12 protein-coding genes are annotated in these 17,516 nt (G+C 64.1%); 2 read left to right on the plus strand and 10 right to left on the minus strand.

Translation table 11 applies throughout. From position 1 onward, the window contains the following. Window positions 1-4 precede the first annotated feature (4 nt). From GJ700_RS21985 to GJ700_RS22000, 4 genes are all read right to left on the minus strand, one after another. Window positions 5-961, minus strand: a complete 957-nt coding sequence (locus tag GJ700_RS21985; protein ID WP_154377895.1) for a glycoside hydrolase family 43 protein — start codon at window positions 959-961, stop codon at window positions 5-7. Window positions 962-994: 33 nt separating this feature from the next. Continuing rightward, window positions 995-2,335 carry an MFS transporter gene (locus tag GJ700_RS21990; RefSeq protein ID WP_154377897.1) on the minus strand — a complete coding sequence of 447 codons (1,341 nt, stop codon included), beginning with the start codon at window positions 2,333-2,335 and terminating at the stop codon, window positions 995-997. Between the two features lie 201 nt (window positions 2,336-2,536). After that, window positions 2,537-5,416 (minus strand): TonB-dependent receptor, encoded by a 2,880-nt coding sequence (locus GJ700_RS21995; protein WP_154377899.1) that lies wholly within the window; start codon window positions 5,414-5,416, stop codon window positions 2,537-2,539. Window positions 5,417-5,706: 290 nt separating this feature from the next. Continuing rightward, a complete protein-coding gene (locus tag GJ700_RS22000) occupies window positions 5,707-7,020 on the minus strand; it encodes an HD-GYP domain-containing protein (RefSeq protein WP_154377901.1) in 1,314 nt (437 codons plus the stop codon). A 137-nt stretch (window positions 7,021-7,157) separates the two neighbouring features. On the opposite strand from GJ700_RS22000, the gene GJ700_RS22005 reads away from it, so the two are divergent. Together GJ700_RS22005 and GJ700_RS22010 are read left to right on the plus strand one after the other, a co-directional pair. Continuing rightward, the gene (locus tag GJ700_RS22005) at window positions 7,158-8,378 is read left to right on the plus strand and encodes an MFS transporter (protein ID WP_154377903.1); all 1,221 of its coding nucleotides are present in this window, start codon (window positions 7,158-7,160) and stop codon (window positions 8,376-8,378) included. 70 nt (window positions 8,379-8,448) lie between these two features. Then, window positions 8,449-9,243 carry a substrate-binding periplasmic protein gene (locus GJ700_RS22010; RefSeq protein ID WP_154377905.1) on the plus strand — a complete coding sequence of 265 codons (795 nt, stop codon included), beginning with the start codon at window positions 8,449-8,451 and terminating at the stop codon, window positions 9,241-9,243. Between the two features lie 8 nt (window positions 9,244-9,251). Here the strand turns inward: GJ700_RS22010 and GJ700_RS22015 are convergent, their stop codons facing one another. Genes GJ700_RS22015 through GJ700_RS22040 form a run of 6 tightly spaced genes read right to left on the minus strand, consistent with a single transcriptional unit; the run spans window position 9,252 to window position 17,254 of the window. Continuing rightward, window positions 9,252-10,019 (minus strand): HpcH/HpaI aldolase family protein, encoded by a 768-nt coding sequence (locus tag GJ700_RS22015; protein ID WP_154377907.1) that lies wholly within the window; start codon window positions 10,017-10,019, stop codon window positions 9,252-9,254. Then, window positions 10,006-11,259, minus strand: coding sequence for a type III PLP-dependent enzyme (locus tag GJ700_RS22020; protein WP_154377909.1), 1,254 nt, complete (start codon window positions 11,257-11,259; stop codon window positions 10,006-10,008). The genes GJ700_RS22015 and GJ700_RS22020 overlap by 14 nt, the downstream gene beginning before the upstream one ends. Then, window positions 11,250-13,055 (minus strand): IucA/IucC family protein, encoded by a 1,806-nt coding sequence (locus tag GJ700_RS22025; RefSeq protein WP_154377911.1) that lies wholly within the window; start codon window positions 13,053-13,055, stop codon window positions 11,250-11,252. The genes GJ700_RS22020 and GJ700_RS22025 overlap by 10 nt, the downstream gene beginning before the upstream one ends. Next, window positions 13,042-14,271 carry an MFS transporter gene (locus tag GJ700_RS22030; RefSeq protein ID WP_229507166.1) on the minus strand — a complete coding sequence of 410 codons (1,230 nt, stop codon included), beginning with the start codon at window positions 14,269-14,271 and terminating at the stop codon, window positions 13,042-13,044. The genes GJ700_RS22025 and GJ700_RS22030 overlap by 14 nt, the downstream gene beginning before the upstream one ends. After that, entirely contained in the window at window positions 14,268-16,049 is a 1,782-nt protein-coding gene (locus tag GJ700_RS22035) for an IucA/IucC family protein (protein WP_154377913.1), read from the minus strand. The genes GJ700_RS22030 and GJ700_RS22035 overlap by 4 nt, the downstream gene beginning before the upstream one ends. Then, entirely contained in the window at window positions 16,046-17,254 is a 1,209-nt protein-coding gene (locus GJ700_RS22040; protein WP_154377915.1) for an ATP-grasp domain-containing protein, read from the minus strand. The genes GJ700_RS22035 and GJ700_RS22040 overlap by 4 nt, the downstream gene beginning before the upstream one ends. Between the last annotated feature and the right edge of the window lie 262 nt (window positions 17,255-17,516).

Consider the following 17,516-nt stretch of genomic DNA (forward strand, 5'->3'; position numbering starts at 1 on the left):
GTCCTTACGCCACCGATGGCCGGCCAAACACCGGCATGCCCTGGTCATCCCAGCGCAATGGCTTGACATAGGTGTGGCGGTCCGGATTCCACAGCGGATCGCCGACGATTTCCGTGTACGTGCGGGCGTGGTACACCAGCAGCACCTCGCCATCGTCACCCACGGTAAAACTGTTATGGCCCGGGCCATAGACGCCGTGTTCGAAGCACGTTTGCAGCACCGGCGTGGCCGACTTGGTCCACGACGCGGGGTCCAGCAAGTCGGCGTTTTCATCGGCCCACAGCAAGCCCATCGCATAATTTTCATCCGTCGCGCTGGCCGAATAGCTGATGAAGATCTTGCCGTTGCGTTTCAATACCGACGGGCCTTCGTTGACCCAGAAGCCGCGGATTTCCCAGTCAAATTCCGGCTTGGTCAGCATCACCGGCTTGCCTTCGATTTCCCACGGCGTTTTCATGGGCGCGATATACAGGTTCGAATTACCTTCGATAGCGGTATCTTTTTGCGCCCACAGGTAATACAGCTGGCCATTATGCGTAAAAGTGGTCGCGTCCAGGCAGAACGTGTCGATGCCCGAATCGATCTGGCCCATGAATTCCCATTCGCCTTCCAGTGGATTGGGATTCGCATTGCGGATCGCATACATGCGGTGCTGGAACAGCTTGTCCTTGATTTCCCGGCTGGGGGCGGCCGCGAAGTACACGTACCACGCGCCCTGGTTGTAATGCAGTTCCGGCGCCCACACCAGTTCACTGTACGGGCCCACGTTCGGCTTGTGCCACACGTCGACCTTGTCCGCATCCGCCAGTCCCGCGATGGTTTTCGAGCGGCGCAATTCAATGCGGTCGTATTGTGGCACGGATGCCGTGAAGTAGTAATAGCCGTCCGTATGCTTGATGATGTAAGGATCGGCGCGTTGCTCGATCAGGGGCTTCAGGATTTCAGCCACAGGGTTCTCCATTTCCAGAAATTCAATTTGCCACATGCTTGGTCATTACGCCTGGCGCATCATCTCAGCCTTGACTTCCGTGTAGTAGTCGTCGCTGATGCGGTACTTGAACATCAGGGCGCCCATCAGGAAGTGGAAGAAGCCGGGCAGCACGGACAGCATCAGCGCGATGCCGTTCAGCGCAACCGCCGTCTGCTCCTGGTTCGGCTGGTAATCGAAGTACGCAAACAGCACGCCCACCAGCCAGCCCGCGATCCCCATGCCCGCCTTCTGGCACACGGAAATGCCGCCGAAGGCAAAGCCGGACACGCGCTGGCCGGTTTTCAGCTGGCCATAGTCGATGGTCTCGGCAATGGCGGACCAGAACACGGGCGCATGCAAATCCACCACGAACGACAGCATGAAGTACAGCACCGATGCCAGCACCATGTCGCCCGGCTTGACGAATACATAGATCGCCACCGACAGCAGCGCCACCAGGATTTGCGAGTAGCGGAACAGTTTGACCTTGCAATAAAACTTGGTGATCCACGTCGATGCGATCATCGACAGGATGGCGGCCGCCACGCCCAGCGACATGAAGGCCGAGACAGCGGCGGTGTCGCCGCCCAGGTAATACTTGGCGTAATACATCGCCACGGAGCCGCGCAGCACGTAGCCGATCGTGCCCGTCACGCAGACGCCGCACAGGATCAGCCACTGGTCATTGCGCAGCAGCACTTGCAGCTGCGCCCACAGCGACTGCTTTTGCACCACGTGCGGCACGCGCTCGGTGGTGGTGGCAAAGCAGAACAGGAACAGGCCGACGCCGATCACCGCCATCACCGCCATCGCCAGCTGGTAGCCGGCCGCCTTGTCTTCGCCGCCCCAGCGGCTGGCCAGCATCGGCACCACGATGGTGACCAGGAAACCGGCGATCTTGGCGAAGAACAGCCGGTAGCCGTTGGCCGACAGGCGTTCCTGCGGGTCGGACGTCAGGCTGCTGGGCAGTGAAATATACGGAATCCCGACACCGGCCGTCATCACGGTCATCAGGATGTACGTCGAATACGCCCACAGCAGCTTGGCGTCATAGCCCCACGACGGCGTGGTGAAAACGAAAAACACGCTGATACCGTATGGCACGGCCAGCAGCAGGAAATACGGGCGGTAGCGTCCCCAGCGCGTGGTGACGCGGTCAGTGATCTGGCCCATCACCAGGTCGGCCAGCGCACCGATGAACTTCACCACGAGGAACAGCGTGGCCATGTCCAGCGGCTTCAGGCCGAAAATATCGGTGTAATAAAAGGTGATGATCAACATCATCGACGAGATCACCACGTTCAGCGCCATGTCGCCCGCGCCGAAGCCGACCTTTTCCAGCGTGGTTAATTTTTGCGTGTGCATCTGATGCTCCAGTTACCTTGTTTGACGCCGTCGGCCGGCATGGCGGCTTGCAAGCAAACCGCCCTACGGAGTTTGAGTCCGTAGGGCGGATCTTGCAAACCCGCCATGCGGGTTTGCGGCTGGCGCTGCCCCGATTGCAGCGCCGGACCGGCCATGCCACCGCCTCTGACCTCGGCGGCACAGCCGTTCATACAACTCCCTTTACATCCTCCAGCGCAAGGCAGCCGAGACCGAACGTCCGATCTGGACCGTACCGAAATTGGTCACCTGAGCGTTACCCGCATTGCCGAAGTGGTAGTACTGCTGCTGCATTTCGTTGGTCAAGTTGACACCACTGATATCGAACGACATGTTGTCATTGATTTTGTAGGAGATTTGCATGTCCACACTCTTTTCCGGATGACGCCAGATACCAATCGGATTTGCAAACAGGGCGGCTTCGTTGCTGGCCAGGAAGCCGGAGCGCCAGACATAGGACAAGCGCGCGCTGATCGGACCCTTTTCATAAGCCAGGGTGGCGTTGTACGAGCTCTTCGACACGCCGAAGAACGGTGTCTCGAGCTGGGCGACGATAACGCCGGCGTCATTGGCGTCGGGCACGTTCTGCGACGAGGTGAGGCGCGTATAGCTGCCCTGGATGCCCATACCGTCCAGCAGGCTCGGCAGCCCTTTCGGGAAGTAGATCAAACCGAGCTCGGCGCCCTTGATCGTGCCGTTGGAGGCATTGACCGGCGAGTTGATGACGTAGTCATAGCCGTTCGTATGGTTGCCGCCCGAGGTCGAGTTGCGGAACGGGTCGTTCGCCGGATCGACGTGAACCTTGTGACGCAAGTTCACGACCAGGCCGTCGATCTTGCGATTGAACAAAGTGCCGTAGACTGCGCTGTCCTTCTGGAAATACCACTCACCCGTCAAATCGAAGTTCTTGGAGCGCGTCGGTTTCAGGTCCGGATTGCCGCCGCTGCCCGAGCCATAACCCACCTTCGAAACGTCGTCACCGAGTTGCAAGACAGGATTCAGATCACCGAAGTTCGGGCGGCGCAGCGTTTCGCCGTAGTTGAAGCGCATCACCACGTCCTTGGCCGGGTCGTAAATCAGGGTCATGCTCGGCAGGACCTTGCTGGTCGACTTGCTGGCACTGGACGACGTGACCGCCTTGGTGGTGGCATCAACCTTGTAGAAGGTCATGTCGGTATCGACCTTGACGTAGCGCACGCCGAAATTGCCGCGCAGGCGATGGCCGAACAGTTCGTTTTGGGTATTCCCCATCAGGAAGAGGTTGTTCGTCTTTTCATCGACCTCGAACGTCTTCTGCAGGCTCAGTTTGTCCGTTGTCAGGAAGTTCCGATCGACCGAGTTATACAGCTTACGCCAGTCGTCGATATGGTCGCGGATGTAGTAGGCATTGGGCTCCACCCAAGAGCGCGGGACGTCCGAGATGCCCGTGCCGAAATTCGAGTTGGTGGACGAATACTCCGGGCCCAGCGAGGCGAGGTTGCGGTTCAGGGTGCCCGATTGCGTCCGGTTAGCCTCCGACGCTTTGCGGTCGTCGAAGCGCACGCCGAACTGGATCGTCTGCAACGCCCCCCAGTCGGCATCGTAGACGCCCGACAGGCTGGCCGTCGCGGCGCTGCCCTTATTGCGGTTGGCGTTATCGTAGAACTGCGCGACATTCCACTTGGCCGGGTTGGCCAGGTCGGCGTCATTATTGAAATGGAACGCCGTGTTGTTGCCGCCGGCATTGAAGTCGACGTTGATAGACGGCGCAACGCGATCAATCCGGGTGGCAGTGAATTCCGAGTGATAGCTGCTGCTTTGGTACGACAGATCACCTTCCAGCTTCAGGCGGTCGCCGAGGTCCCACTTGCCATTCAGGGCATAAATGCGGGAATCGGTCGCCGACGTGGTGTAGTCGCCGCTGTTGAAGCCATAGACGTTATTGACTGAACGGCTCTTGATAACGTTCGTTCCCGGGAACGTCGTGATCGACCCCGCAGGGTTGCTGCCGAGATCACCCCACCAGTCAACAAAGCTGAACAGCAACCGGTTGAAGGACTTGTCACGATAGCCGTTGTACATCGATTCGAAGGTGTAGACCGAATCCCCGTTTGGTTTCCACTGCAAGGCGATATTGGCGGCAGGACGCTTGCGTTCGCCCTCGACATCGCTCTGGAAAACGGCGTCACGCGCCAGGTAATATGGATAAGCTTTGCCGTTGAAATTCAGCGTTGAACCCGCCGCCATCGGCAAGCCGGTATGGGTACCAGGCGTCCAGATATTGTTGTCGAAGATGCGCTGCAAGGGCGTATAGCCTGCAGGATCTTCGGCGGCATTCGGGCTGACAAATGGCACCATGGCACCCGGCGTCACACTTTCATTGCGGTATTTCGTCTGGCTGGCCGACAGATTGACCAGGGCGCCGACTTCGCCGATGCCGGTTTCCCAGCGGTTGCTTAACATGGCGCTGAGCTGCGGGTTCGCCTTTTTCGCGGGATCGAGATAGGTTTCACGCGCAGAAAGCGAAACTTTCGGCCCCTTGAAATCGAACGGCCGCAGCGATTTCACGTCAACTTGGCCTGCAATACCGGTTTCCAACTGGCTGGCGTCGCGCGTTTTGTAGACGTCAATCTGGCGAACCAGGGTCGAGGGAATGTCCTGAAGCGCGACCTGCGTGCCGGACGCGGTAAAAATATTGCGGCCGTTCCAGGTTGTCTGGGCGTCGGGCAGGCCACGGATGGACAGGGTGCCAACTTCGCCGCCGGCGCGGTTGGTGACCTGGATCCCCGTCACACGCTGCAGCGCCTCGACGACATTACTATCAGGCAGCTTGCCGATGTCTTCGGCAACAACCGATTCCACGACCTGGTCGTTGGTGCGCTTGTTGGCCAAGCTCTTGATCATCGATGCCTTGACGCCCGTGACGACCACGGTCGTGGCGTCAGTCGGCTCCGTCTTTTCGGCGGCCGCTTGGGCCCACACCGAAGCGCTGCTGAGCAGGCCGGCTGCCATCAGCGATGCCACAGTTACTTTTAACATGAAAGGATTGCGTGCGGCCGCAACTGGGCCTTGTGTCCGTTCCATTTGGTCTCCAATACCATTTTAGTTATCGATTCCGGGCCCTTGCCAAACCCGTCTGCCTGGAAACCATATTAATTGTCGGGACTGAATTCAATCCAATCAAATTTTTGCGCTTTTTGATATCGTTTTCGATATCGCATAACATATTCATCACGGCCAAAGGTTGTACGACAACCGCCAACCTTACAGGATGGATATAGGCGCCGCAAGGGAAAACAGAGGGGGGAGGAACCGGCGGGCGGACGACCCGCCGGAAAATCTGACTGTGTCTGAAGCGCAACAAATGCTACGATTTATGCAAACTCGATGGCGCCTGACCAATAGCGGTCGATGTCTTGCAACCCCCACGCGGACGCATCTTCGCGTGCCACGATGCTGTCGGTCACGGCAGGCGACGCCAGGTCGATCAATTCCGGGCGTACGTAGCCGCGCGCCTTGGCCGAATAAAAAATCCGCACCTTGGGCTTGATCAGCGACTGGCCGACCGGCAATTCCACGACCACGCCCAACCGTTCAGACTTCAGCCGCACCAGGGTGCCGACCGGGTAAATACCGATACATTTAATAAAGGCGGCAAACATGTGCTCATCGAAATGGCCTTTGCTCCACTCCGCCATGCGGCGCAGCGACTCGGCCGGACACCAGCCCTGTTTATACGGACGGTTCGACGTGATGGCGTCATACACGTCGCAAATGGCGCCCATGCGTGCAAACAGGCTGATCTGGTCGCCCTTCAGCCCTTCCGGATAGCCGCTGCCATCGATTTTTTCATGGTGGTGCAGGCAGACGTCGAGCGCCGCCTCCAGCATGCCGGGCGTTTCCAGCAGCATTTGGTGGCCCTTGACGGGATGTTGCTTAACGGCATTAAACTCTTCGTCCGTCAACTTGCCGGGTTTGTTCAGGATCGGCGCCGGCACCGCCATCTTGCCGATATCGTGCAACAATCCGGCCAGGCCGGCCTGCCGGATTTGTTCGTCATCGAGTTCCAGTTGCTTGCCCAGCGCAATCATCAGCGCGCACACGGCCACCGAATGCATGTACGTGTAATCGTCCGCCGTCTTCAGGCGCGCCAGGCCGATTACCGCGCCCGCGTTGCGCATCACGGATTCGGAAATTTCCTCCACCAGCGGCAACGCCGCGTCGACGGTCACGGCTTTGCCCATGCGGGCTTCGGTAAACATCGAGTGCACGGCTTCGCGCGATTTCTTGATCAATGCCGACGCGTGCTTGAGTTCACTGGCCATGCTGACGGGCGCGATCGAGCGCAGCGGGGCACGCGCGGGACGTGGCGCCGGTGCAGGGGCAGGCGTTGCGGCAGATACGACGGTCTCAGGCGCATCGCCTTCCGCTTCGACGTCACCGTCTTCGTCCGGCGCATCGGCGTCACCGTGGCCGGCATCGCTTCCTTGCGGCGTTGGCGCCGACGGGCGCGACTTGCTGAAATCGACCCACACTTCCTTGATGGTGCTGGCCTGTATGCGCTGTAAATCCTCGAGCCGTTCCAGCAATATATGCTTTTGCCAGAACGGCGAGGCAATCCAGGAACCGACTATTTTCTCGATATACATACCGAGCTTCAATTGATGTACGGAAATCTTCTTCAGCATACTGTCCCTCATTCCATACGGAAACCAATCCGGTTTCATGCTATGCCAATTGCGACGATGCTGCAATTTAATAAATTTGTTGGAATCGCGAAAACGATAACAAGATACACTTGCCCTTTGTCATTTGTTTATTGCTCATGCCTTTCCGCCGCATCAATCTCGCAATCCTGGCTTGTACGCAAATCATGTCGTGGGGCGCGCTGTATTACGCGATCGCCATCCTGGCGCCCGCCATGGCCAACGACCTGGGTTGGCGCAGCGAAACCGTGATCGGCGCGTTTTCATGGAGCTTGCTGGTGTCGGGCGCCGCGGCCACACCGGTCGGCATGCTGATCGACCGCCACGGAGGACGCTGGGTGATGGGCGCGGGTTCCCTGCTGTGCGGTGCGGGTTTCGCGGCGCTCAGCAATGTGCACACGGTGGCGGCGTATTACGCAGCCTGGACGGTGCTGGGCGTGGCCATGGCGATGACCATGTACGAAGCCGCGTTCGCCACCATTAACCGCGAATTCGGCATGCAAAGCCGGCAAGCGATTTCCACGCTGACCTTGTTCGGCGGCTTCGCCAGCACCGTGTCCTGGCCGCTGACACAACATTTGCTGGGTTCGCTCGGCTGGCGCGAGACATGGCTGTGCTATGGCGTGGCGCACTGGCTGGTATGCATGCCGCTGCATTTGCTGCTGCAACCGGGGGAGCGCCTGCCGCCGGTCGCCAATCCCGGCACGGCTTCCGCTACTTCCGCCGCTGCCACAGCGACAACAGCCGCCACGCCGGATACCGCCCCGCGCGACCACACGCTGGCCGAAGCCGTGCGCCACCCCGCGTTCTGGAAACTGGGCTTCGCGTTTTCAGCCAACAGCTTTATTTTTGCCGCGCTGTCCGTGCACCTGATCCCGCTGCTGCAACAATATGGCCACGCGGCCGGCGTGGCCGTGGCGCTGGCCGCGCTGGTGGGGCCGATGCAGGTGGCGGGACGTATTGGCGAAATGACCGTGGGCCGCCGCGCGCTGCCGCAAACCATCGGCAAGATCACCTTTGGCGCCCTGCCGGCTGCGCTGCTGGCTCTGTTGCTGTTCGGCCGCCACGGCTGGGCTGCCGCCGCGTTTTGCGTGCTGTACGGGATGAGCAACGGCATCCTCACCATCGTGCGGGGCACGATCCCGCAAATGCTGTTCGGGCGGCGCCATTACGGCGCGATTTCCGGCGCGCTGGCCGGACCGTCGCTGCTGTCGCGCGCGGCGGGACCGCTGGCCGTGGCGGCGCTGGTGCAAGCCGGCTCGCCCGCCGTGTTGCTGCTGGTGTTGCTGGTGGCCGCGCTGGCGTCGCTGGCTTGCTATCTGCTGGCGATACGCCACTGACAATGTTCCCGATGTTTCCCGTTGTTTCCTGTCCTATACTGTTCTGTGCCCAACCCGATCAAGCCCGCCCATGACATCGCGACCGACACGCCTGCTTGCCGCCCTGTGCACCGCTTGCTTCCTGCTGCTGGCGGGCAGTTGCGCGGTCGCCGGGGAAATCGCGCTGACCGCGATTAACACGTACCGCTACCCGCCGTTCCTCTATCCGGATGGCAGCGGCCTGTGCGACATCCTGGTGCGGCACCTGAACCAGCAATTGAAAGGCCGCTATAAATTCGAATTGCAGCACTTGCCCCGCATGCGGCTGCTGCGTGCGCACCTGGATGCGCCGCTGCATTTCGACGCGGTGGGCCTGATGCTGGCGCCGAATTTCATCGATGACGACGGCCGCTCGCGCTACCTGTGGAGCACGCCCATCTTCGAGGATTACAACGTGCTGGTATTTGCCGGCGCCACGCCACCGCCGGTGCGCCTGCTGTCCGACCTGAAGGGCAAACGCTATGGCACCATACGCGGCTACCGCTACATGGGACTGGAAACCATGATCGCGGACGGCGTGATCCAGCTCGACCTGACCAACGATGAACATTCGAACCTGCGCAAGCTGCTGGCGGGCCGGATCGACTTCACGCAAATGAACCGTTTCATGTACCGCAACGTCGCCTCGGAAGCGGAGTTTGCCGGCAAGCTGTCCTACGTGCGCACGCCGGGCCCGAACAGCTTCGCGCGCCACGTGTTCGTGGCGCGCGACCGGCCGGAATTGATGGCCGCCATCAACGAAGCGCTGGCCACCCTGCCCTGCAACCCGGACTGGCAAGCGATGGCGCACAAGACGGATATCGTGGTCCCCGCCTGCGCGCGGTAACAGGCCTTTCAGTTGCCGGGCGCGTTGTCCCGGTGGGCTTTCAGCGCGCGGAAGGCGATGCCGCGGTCATCGCCCAGCAGGAACGCGTGGACGCCCCGCTCGCGCCACATGGCGTATTGGCCCGCCACGCGCGGCATGGCGCAATACGGCACACCCCGCGCCCGGCACGCCCGCGCCACCGCCGCGATGGCTTCCTGCACGGCCGGATGCTGCGCCTGGCCGGGTACACCCAGCGACTGCGACAAGTCCATCGCCCCCTCCAGCACCATGCCGATACCCGGCACGGCCAGGATGTCGTCAATGGCATCCGCTCCGTCCCGGTCTTCGATCATCGCCACCACCAGGACGTTGCGGTTGGCCTGCTCCATGTATTGCGCCAGCGGCAACCGTCCGAACCCCGTGGTGCGGCCGCCGCTGACGCCGCGCCGTCCCAGCGGGCAATAGCGGCTGGCCGCCACCGCCAGTTCCGCATCGGCGCGGCCCCGCACGCGCGGCACCACGATGCCCATGGCGCCGCAATCGAGCGCGCGCAGGATCGCGCCCTCGTCCGGCCCCGGCACCCGCACCAGCGGCGTGATGCCCGCGCATTCGGCCGCGCGCACCATGTGTTCCAGCGTTTCCGGATTGACGCACACATGCTCCATGTCGAGGATGACGAAGTCGTAGCCGGCATAGCCCGCCATTTCCACCATCAGCGCGGACGGCATCGCATTGAGCACACCGTGAATCGCACGCCCATCCGCTAACGCCTGCAACAGGGGGTTAGCCCGCAGCATGGTCGTCCTCCAGCGGCAGGTACCATTGTTGAGGATGCGGGTGACGCAGGAAATCGTGGTGCGAAATGTGCCACGCATAGGCGCCGGCCAGCGGGAACAGCAACACGTCGCCGCACCGCACGCGCGCGACCGGCGCATCGAAGGCCAGCACATCTTTCGGCGTGCACAGTTGCCCCACCACGGTGACGGGACCATCACCCGCTTGCGGACGCGGCCACGCATAGGGCCAGGCGTCCACCGGCAGCACGTGGAACGGGTGGCTGAGTCCCTGCGCCTGCGGCGTGCGGAAGTGGTGGGTGCCGCCGCGCACGACAACAAACGTCTTGCCATAGCTGTCCTTGACGTCGATGACTTGCGCCGCATACCAGCCGCACCACGCTGAAATGAAGCGGCCCATTTCAAAGCGCAGCGTCACGCCCGGCATGCCGTCGGATTGCAGCACGCCGGACAGCCCGGCGCAAAAGCCGTTCCAGTCGAATTGCGCGGCCGGGTCGGTGTAATTGACGCCGATGCCGCCGCCCACGTTGACCTGGCCGACGTCGAGCCGGTACGCCTCGCACCATGCGCGCACCTGGCGCAGGCAGGCCGCGATCATCGCCAGGTGCGCCTGCGCGTCGAGCTGGTGCGACAGCAAGTGGAAGTGGAAACCGCGCAGCCGCAGTTGCGGATAGTCGCGCAGGCGCGCCAGGCCGGCCGGCAGCGCGGCGGACGGCACACCGAACGGCGTGGGCCGCCCGCCCATCATCAGCCGCGTCGGCGCCAGCGCATCCAGCGCCAGGTTGACGCGCAATAGCACGTCCTGCGTGACACCGCGCCGCGCCGCCAGCGCGGCCAGCCGGTCGATCTCGTGCAGGCTTTCCACGTGCACGCACTCGACCTGCTGCGCCAGCGCCGCCCCCAGCTCGCTGTCCAGCTTGCCCGGGCCGCTGAAGATCACGGGGCGCTCCGGGAAATGCTGCCGCACCCACGCCAGTTCGCCGCCCGACGACACTTCGAATCCCGCCACCAGCGGCGCCAACGTATGCAGGATGGGTAATTCCGCATTGGCTTTGACGGCATAAAACAATTCGCAGCCAGGGGGCAGCGCGGCGGCGACGCCGGCCGCGTGTTCCCGCAGCGCGGGCAAGTCGTACAGGTAGGCGCACAGCGGATCGCCGCCGCCTTCTTCCGTCTGCCGCGCCAGCGCCGCACGCACATGGGCCGCGGCCCGCGCGGGATCCGGATGCCGGTTCAATACCATGGCTCCTCCTTTCCCGCCATCGGGTTGGCCACCGGGACATAGGTGGTGGCGCGGTCGGCCCGTTTGAAGAAGCGGTTCAGCAAATTGGTCTTGCCCGGCAGCGGTTCGCCATCCAGCAAGGCGTCCAGGCGTTGCACCGACGCCGTACTGCCATGCAGGCGCTGGTAACGCTGCACGTGGCCCCGCACGGTGCCCCACAGGCGCGCTTCCATGGCCCCATCGTCGCCGGCCAGGTGCATGACCGCTTCGCAGAAGTTATTGACGAAGAGGCAGTAGGCGATGCGTTGCCAGCCCAGTTCCAGGCTGTACCACAGCGCATTGCGCGCCGCTTCGCTGACACCATCGAGTTGCTGGGCGCTGTAGTGTTCGCGCGCCAGCTTGACGCCTTCGAAGTCGCGCAGCCATACCTGGGCGGGCCCCGTCGCGTCGAGCCCCACCAGCACGTTCTGCAAATGTGGCTCGAAGATCACGCCATGCTCGAAGTAGCAATACAGCACCGGATACATCAGCAATTCCACGTAGCGTGAGAACCACTGTTCCACCGCCTCCGCCTGCGCCACGGCTTCGCGCAGCCGCTGCGCGCCATCATCATGGTTGCCGAACAGGGCGCCCGCCAGCAGCGGCGCCACGCCCGGCCGTACGCTGCCGGACCAATTGCGGCGCAGGATCATGCCGAAACCTTCGCTGACTTCGCGCCCCGCCCCTTCGTCCGCCATTTGCAGGTCCACCGTCATGTACGCCGGTTCTTCCAGCACGCCCAGGCCGGGGAAGCGGCTGCGCAGCGACGGCATCAGCGCGCGCATGACGCGGGTCACTTCGAGCGCCCCTTCCAGCTCGTAATGGGCATTCTTGCGCACGCAATTGGTGATGCGGATATTCAGCGAACACTTGTAGAAATACGGGTTCTCCGGCGCATACAGCGTGCGGATCGACGACGTCGGGAAATAGTCGCCGCCCTGCGCGCCCAGGTCGCGCAATCGGCCGTCGTCCAGCGCCGCCTGCACGGCCGGCAGCGCCAGCAGGTAACCGGCTTGCCACGGATGCACGGGGATCAGCGCATAACCATCGTCGGCCGCCAGCGCGGACGGCGCCTGCGCCGCCACCAGGGCATCGCAAGGCATATCGAGCAGCGACTGCTGGCGCACGCAATCGCGCCGCACGGCAAAATAATGCAGCGGGAAGCGCGCCCCGGTTTCCGGCGCATGGCGCAGCATGTCGGCGGCGTCCACGCCCTGCCGGCTCTTCGGCGCGGGGTGGAACGGATGGCCATACAACAGCGATTGCTCGGATTCGATGAACGCCTGTTCCGGGCGCGCGGAGAACGGCGCCGCCCGGCCATATTCCGCCAGCGCCGTGGTGACGCCGACGCTGTCGGCAATCTGCCGCATCAATTCATCGTTGTACGGCGTGCCTGTTTGCAGCGCCAGTTCCCGCAACAGCGCGCCCGCCAGCGCGCGCCAGTCCAGCAGCACCCACGGCTGCGCTTCGGCCTTGCAATACAGCGGCGAGCGGTAGCGGTAATTGCCGGTCGCCGAAGGCCGCGCCACCACCACCAGCAGGCGCGCCTGCGATCGCGGCAGGACGATGTGCATGGCGCGCTGCGCGGCGCCGCCCCCATGCAGCGCCAGCCGCACCGATTGCGGCCAATCGTTTTGCCCGAACAGCGGCCCCACAGTCAGTTCGCCACGGGGCTGCGCCACTTCGCGGCAATAGCAATTGAGCAGCACTTCCAGTGCGCGCCGCCCGGCCAGGTGTGCAGCGCGCTGCGCGGCTGCAGTTTGTTTAATCGTTTGCATGTCGACTCCGGTTATTCATGTGGAACTGGCTGGAGGCTATCCACGCGGTGAAGCAGGCTGCGGCCAGCATGGCCACTCCGCCTGCAATGAAAGGGGCGCGCATGCCGGCCGCCTGCACCAGCACGCCGGCGCCCAGTCCTGCCGCCACGGCGCCCCATTTGGAACTGCTTTCGAACCAGCCGAACGTGCGGCCGGCGTTGCCGCCGTTGACCATGGCGGCGATCAGGCCATGCAGCGCCAGGTAGGCAGCCGTCATGCCCAACCCCATGGCTACGCGCCAAGCCGCCAGCGCGGGCCAGCCATGCGCGGCGGACCACGCCTGCGCCGGCAGCGCCACGGCCAGCAAGGCGAAGGCTGCACCCAGCGTCGCCAACAGGCGCGCGCGTCCCAGCCAGCGCGTCAGCGGGATCGCGCACGCCAGGTACACCAGGTGCGGCAGGCCAAACAGCAGGCTGGCTTGCGCCACGCTGGCCCCTGCCGCTTCATGCAGCCAGGGCACGCAGTACGGGAAGGTCAGCACAGTGGCGAACACGAACAGCCATTGCAACGCGTACAGCTGGCGTGCGCTGGCGGCAGGGGCGGATGGCGCGGCCTGCGCCGCCACCGCACCCGCCGCGCGTGCGCCCGCCTGCGGATTGCCGAACTCCGGCATCCACCAGATGCACAGCGCGGCCGCCAGCGGCAGCAACGCCAGCCAGCGGTACAGCGCCAGCGGCGCTGCCACCAGCGGCAGCGCCACGCCCAGCGCCGCCGGCGCGGCGAACAGCGCGGCGCGCGCCGACCACTGCATCCACGTCAGGCTGCGCATCAGCGCCGGGCCCTGGACCACGGTGGCCAGGTACGCGTTGGAAGCGGAAAAGGTCCCACCCAGCAAGCCTTGCAGCACCAGCGCCAGGGCAAAGGTGGCCGTATCCTGCGCCACGCCGGCCAGCGCGAAGCTCGCGGCCAGGCCGAACTGCGCGCGCAGCAGCAAACGCTTCTTGCCATAACGGTCCGCCAGCCGGCCCCACCACGGGCTGCTCAAGGCCGTGAAGAACGTCGGCACGATGTACAGCCAGCCCGCCAGCCATGCCGCGTCGCTGTGCAGCGAGCGGCTGAGGATCAGCGAGAAGAATGGCGGCATGCCCAGCGCGGCGAACGCGGCGACGAAATGGCACGCCATCACCGCGCCGACGACCCGGGCCTGCCCGGGCCGCACGGCGGCCGGCGCCATCATGGCTGCCTCAGGAAGTTGGGCGCGCTGTGGCCGTAGAACTTGTTGACGTCGGCCGCCCCCGTCTCGCTTTTTCCCGCCAGCGTGGCGGCCACCAGCAGGCGCTTCAGGTACAGGCGCTCGTCGTCCAGCAGCACGCGGCGCGCCAGCGCCGTGTCTTCACCATCGGCGGCCAGCCGCGCCAGGTGCGCCTCCACGCGGTCGCGCACCTGGCGGTACAGCGCGGCGGGCGGCAACTCCAGCGCGGGCGCCAGGCTTTCCACCGGCGCCGCGATGTTGAGCTGCAAGGTAATCGTGGTGAACATTTGCGCCAGCGGCAGCTCGTCGTCCACGGCAATGCGCGCGTCGTGCAGCGATGCCACGTGCCGCGCCAGGTCCGGCCGGCGCCCCGCCAGCCAGGCCACGTGGATGCGCGCCGCGTCGTTATCCTTGAGCAGCAGCCGCAGGCGCGGCCTGCCCTGCGCGCGGTCGAACACCAGCACGGAATTCTGCTGGTTCGATTCCAGCGCCACGCCATAGCGCAGCCACAACGTCAGGTGCAGTTCCAGCGTCAAGTCCAGGTAAGCGCCGAACAGCGCGGACAGGTCGCCGCCGAACCAGCGCCGCGCCAGTTGTTGCGCCACCAGGCCACCTTCCGGCGCCGGGGCCGCCAGCGCGGCAACCGGGACCACGTCGGCGCCGTGCAGCGCTTCGGACGGATAGCGGCGCAGGATATAGCCGAGGAAATTGCGGCCGTCCGCATGGACGCCGTGGCGCTCGTCCGTCAACAGCACGCGGCCCGCCAGCGCGGGCTCGTCCGCCACAATCGTGCCCAGCAAGGTTTGCACGCTGTGGCCGTCGGCGATCGTCGAAGGCTTGATGGTGCGGATATTCTTCGCCCCCAGCGTGCGTATCGTCAGCGGCACTTTCACGTGCCACTGCGGCGCGTCGCACAGCACGACAGTGCGCACGGACAGTGTCGGCAAGACTGTCAGGAACGCGCGCGGCGCACGTATGGCGCTGTGCGCCAGCCCGGCGCCGTCCAGCATGGCCTGCAATTCGCCATCCCACACGAACGGGTGCACCGGCATCAGCGCGTGGCTGGCGGCCAGCGACGGGTCCAGGCCGACGTCGGCAAACGCCGGCCACGGTGCGGCGGGCGGCGGATGGCCGCTGCCGTGCACCAGCGCGCGGGGCAGCGCCAGCCAGCGCAGCGCAAATGGGCGCTGGTGTTCCGGGCCATAGGCGGCCAGGTTATCCGCGTCGAAACCCAGCTTGGCGCGCGCGGTCGGATACAGCGGGTGGTCGTGGAATGAAGCAAGGCGGTCGTAATGCAGCAGCGACGCGGCCCAATCGTCCGGCTGCTCGGGCGGCTGCGCAAACCAGCGGCCGCGCTCCGCATCGGCCAGTACGCGGTGTTCCGCCGCCAGCCTGCACTCATCGGCAAAGGCGCCAAACAGCGCGGCGCCGTCACCGGCCACGCCGGACGCGAACACGGCCAGCACACCCTCTATCGCATCCAGCGCACGCCACGCGCCATCGGCGCCATGCAGGATCGGCCAGCCGGCGCTGCGCCAGTCCTGCATGAACGACGCGGCCTGCACCGGCATCCACAGCACGCCATCGCCCAGGTGCGAGACTGCCAGCCAGGGACCGGCATGCCCGGATGCCGACGCCGGACCATCGTCGTGCAACGCCGCCTGGCTGACGCAGCCACGGACATCTTCACGCAGCAGCGCATCGAGCACCCTGGCGGCGATCGTATCTTGCGCCACGGTGCGGTGATCGGTCACGTCCCTCATGCCGCGATCTCCCAGCGCAGGGCCTGGCCGGCGGAGTCCATCGCACGGGCCAGTTCGGCCGCATTGCCGCCGACGCCGCGCAACACGCCGACGTAATCCTTGTTGGAGTGGCTGAGCGCGATCACGTCGCCGACCGCGCGCAGCGGCTGGTATTGCAGGCGCACACCATCACTTCGGTGTTCATACGCTTCCGGGCACGCCTGTACAGTACCTTCGGAGAGCGCCGTGAAATAGCGGATATGCGCGGCGTTGGATGCCCGCTGCAGCGCTGGCAGCGGCTGACCCAGGTACAGCCGCAACACGGTTTCAAACAACGGGATGCCCAGCGTTTCCTGCAACAGGAATTCGCGGTAATCGCCAATGTTGCGGTAATTGATTTCAATCAGGCGCGGTCCCGTGGGACTCATGACGAATTCCGTATGGCAGGCGCCGAAGCCGACGCCGAAGGCGCGCACCATGTCCAGCACGCGCGCTTGTGCTTCCGGCGGCAGGCCGGTGCCCCAGCGCGCTTCCAGTTCCACGAAATGCGGCGGCGGCGACAGCGTCACTTCGAAGCCGCCCAGCACGCACATATCATGGCCATCGCCCAGGGTTTCCAGCGTATACAGCGGACCCGCGATGTACTCCTCCAGCAGCAGCGGCAAGCCGGGCTGCGTGGTCCAGATGGCCGCGCACTGCGCTTCCAGTTCCGCCGCCGTGCCGGCCAGGCTGACCAGCTGGCTCGCCACGCCTTCGCGCGGCTTGACGATGCACGGGAATGGCGCTTCCGCAGCGAGGCGCCGTACGTCGGCGGCATGGCAAGCCAGCCCGTACCACAGCGGGTCCAGCCCCTGCCCGCGCAGCCGGCTGCGCATTTCCGCCTTGTTCTTGGCGCGGTACGCGACGTGCCAGTCCTTGTGCGGCAGGCCGAAGTAATCCGCCACCAGCGCGGTGCCCGCCTGCAGGTGGTCGCTGTTGGAAAACACGGCGGCCGGCGCCTGGTCGCGGCAAGTCAGCATGCCGATCACCGCCAGCGGATTGAATACGTCGCAGGCGACGATGTCGTCGGGATAGGCCGGCAAATCCGGACGGCTGAAATGCGCGCGGTGGGCATCGGCATGGTCGGTCACCAGCACCACGGACAAGCCCAGCGCGCGGGCGGCCGGCAGGAAGCCGAGGTTGACGGAGTCGGTTGGCACATGGGCCAGGATGATCAGTTCTTGCATGTTTTTCCCTGAGAGTAGGCACGGCCGGCGTCGCCACCGTGCTGCATGGTCGACTGGCTGTCCCATAGGGAAATAGCTGGCTGAAGAAAGGCGTTACCAAACAAGCACTATGGCTTGAATGGCAACGATGCAGCCATATTAATGCGAATGAGTCTCAATTGCAATGGCAACTTGTGAAAATGTTCGATGTTGCGCATAATGCTAATAATTCTCATTCAGCAAGCCAGCATCGCCGCCAGCCAGCTTCCACCACTCGGAACTT

Origin of the sequence: Pseudoduganella rivuli (genome assembly GCF_009674485.1) — a bacterium.
GTDB classification, from domain to species: domain Bacteria; phylum Pseudomonadota; class Gammaproteobacteria; order Burkholderiales; family Burkholderiaceae_D; genus Rugamonas; species Rugamonas rivuli_B.

Bases quoted from the DNA above. Each gene is read 5' to 3' on its own strand.
- GJ700_RS21995 (WP_154377899.1), bottom strand. From the start codon at position 5,416: ATGGAACGGACACAAGGCCCAGTTGCGGCCGCACGCAATCCTTTCATG.
- GJ700_RS22040 (WP_154377915.1), bottom strand. From the start codon at position 17,254: ATGCAAGAACTGATCATCCTGGCCCATGTGCCAACCGACTCCGTCAAC.
- GJ700_RS22005 (WP_154377903.1), top strand. From the start codon at position 7,158: ATGCCTTTCCGCCGCATCAATCTCGCAATCCTGGCTTGTACGCAAATC.
- GJ700_RS22010 (WP_154377905.1), top strand. From the start codon at position 8,449: ATGACATCGCGACCGACACGCCTGCTTGCCGCCCTGTGCACCGCTTGC.
- GJ700_RS22030 (WP_229507166.1), bottom strand. From the start codon at position 14,271: ATGATGGCGCCGGCCGCCGTGCGGCCCGGGCAGGCCCGGGTCGTCGGC.
- GJ700_RS22025 (WP_154377911.1), bottom strand. From the start codon at position 13,055: ATGCAAACGATTAAACAAACTGCAGCCGCGCAGCGCGCTGCACACCTG.
- GJ700_RS21985 (WP_154377895.1), bottom strand. From the start codon at position 961: ATGGAGAACCCTGTGGCTGAAATCCTGAAGCCCCTGATCGAGCAACGC.
- GJ700_RS21990 (WP_154377897.1), bottom strand. From the start codon at position 2,335: ATGCACACGCAAAAATTAACCACGCTGGAAAAGGTCGGCTTCGGCGCG.
- GJ700_RS22015 (WP_154377907.1), bottom strand. From the start codon at position 10,019: ATGCTGCGGGCTAACCCCCTGTTGCAGGCGTTAGCGGATGGGCGTGCG.
- GJ700_RS22035 (WP_154377913.1), bottom strand. From the start codon at position 16,049: ATGAGGGACGTGACCGATCACCGCACCGTGGCGCAAGATACGATCGCC.
- GJ700_RS22000 (WP_154377901.1), bottom strand. From the start codon at position 7,020: ATGCTGAAGAAGATTTCCGTACATCAATTGAAGCTCGGTATGTATATC.
- GJ700_RS22020 (WP_154377909.1), bottom strand. From the start codon at position 11,259: ATGGTATTGAACCGGCATCCGGATCCCGCGCGGGCCGCGGCCCATGTG.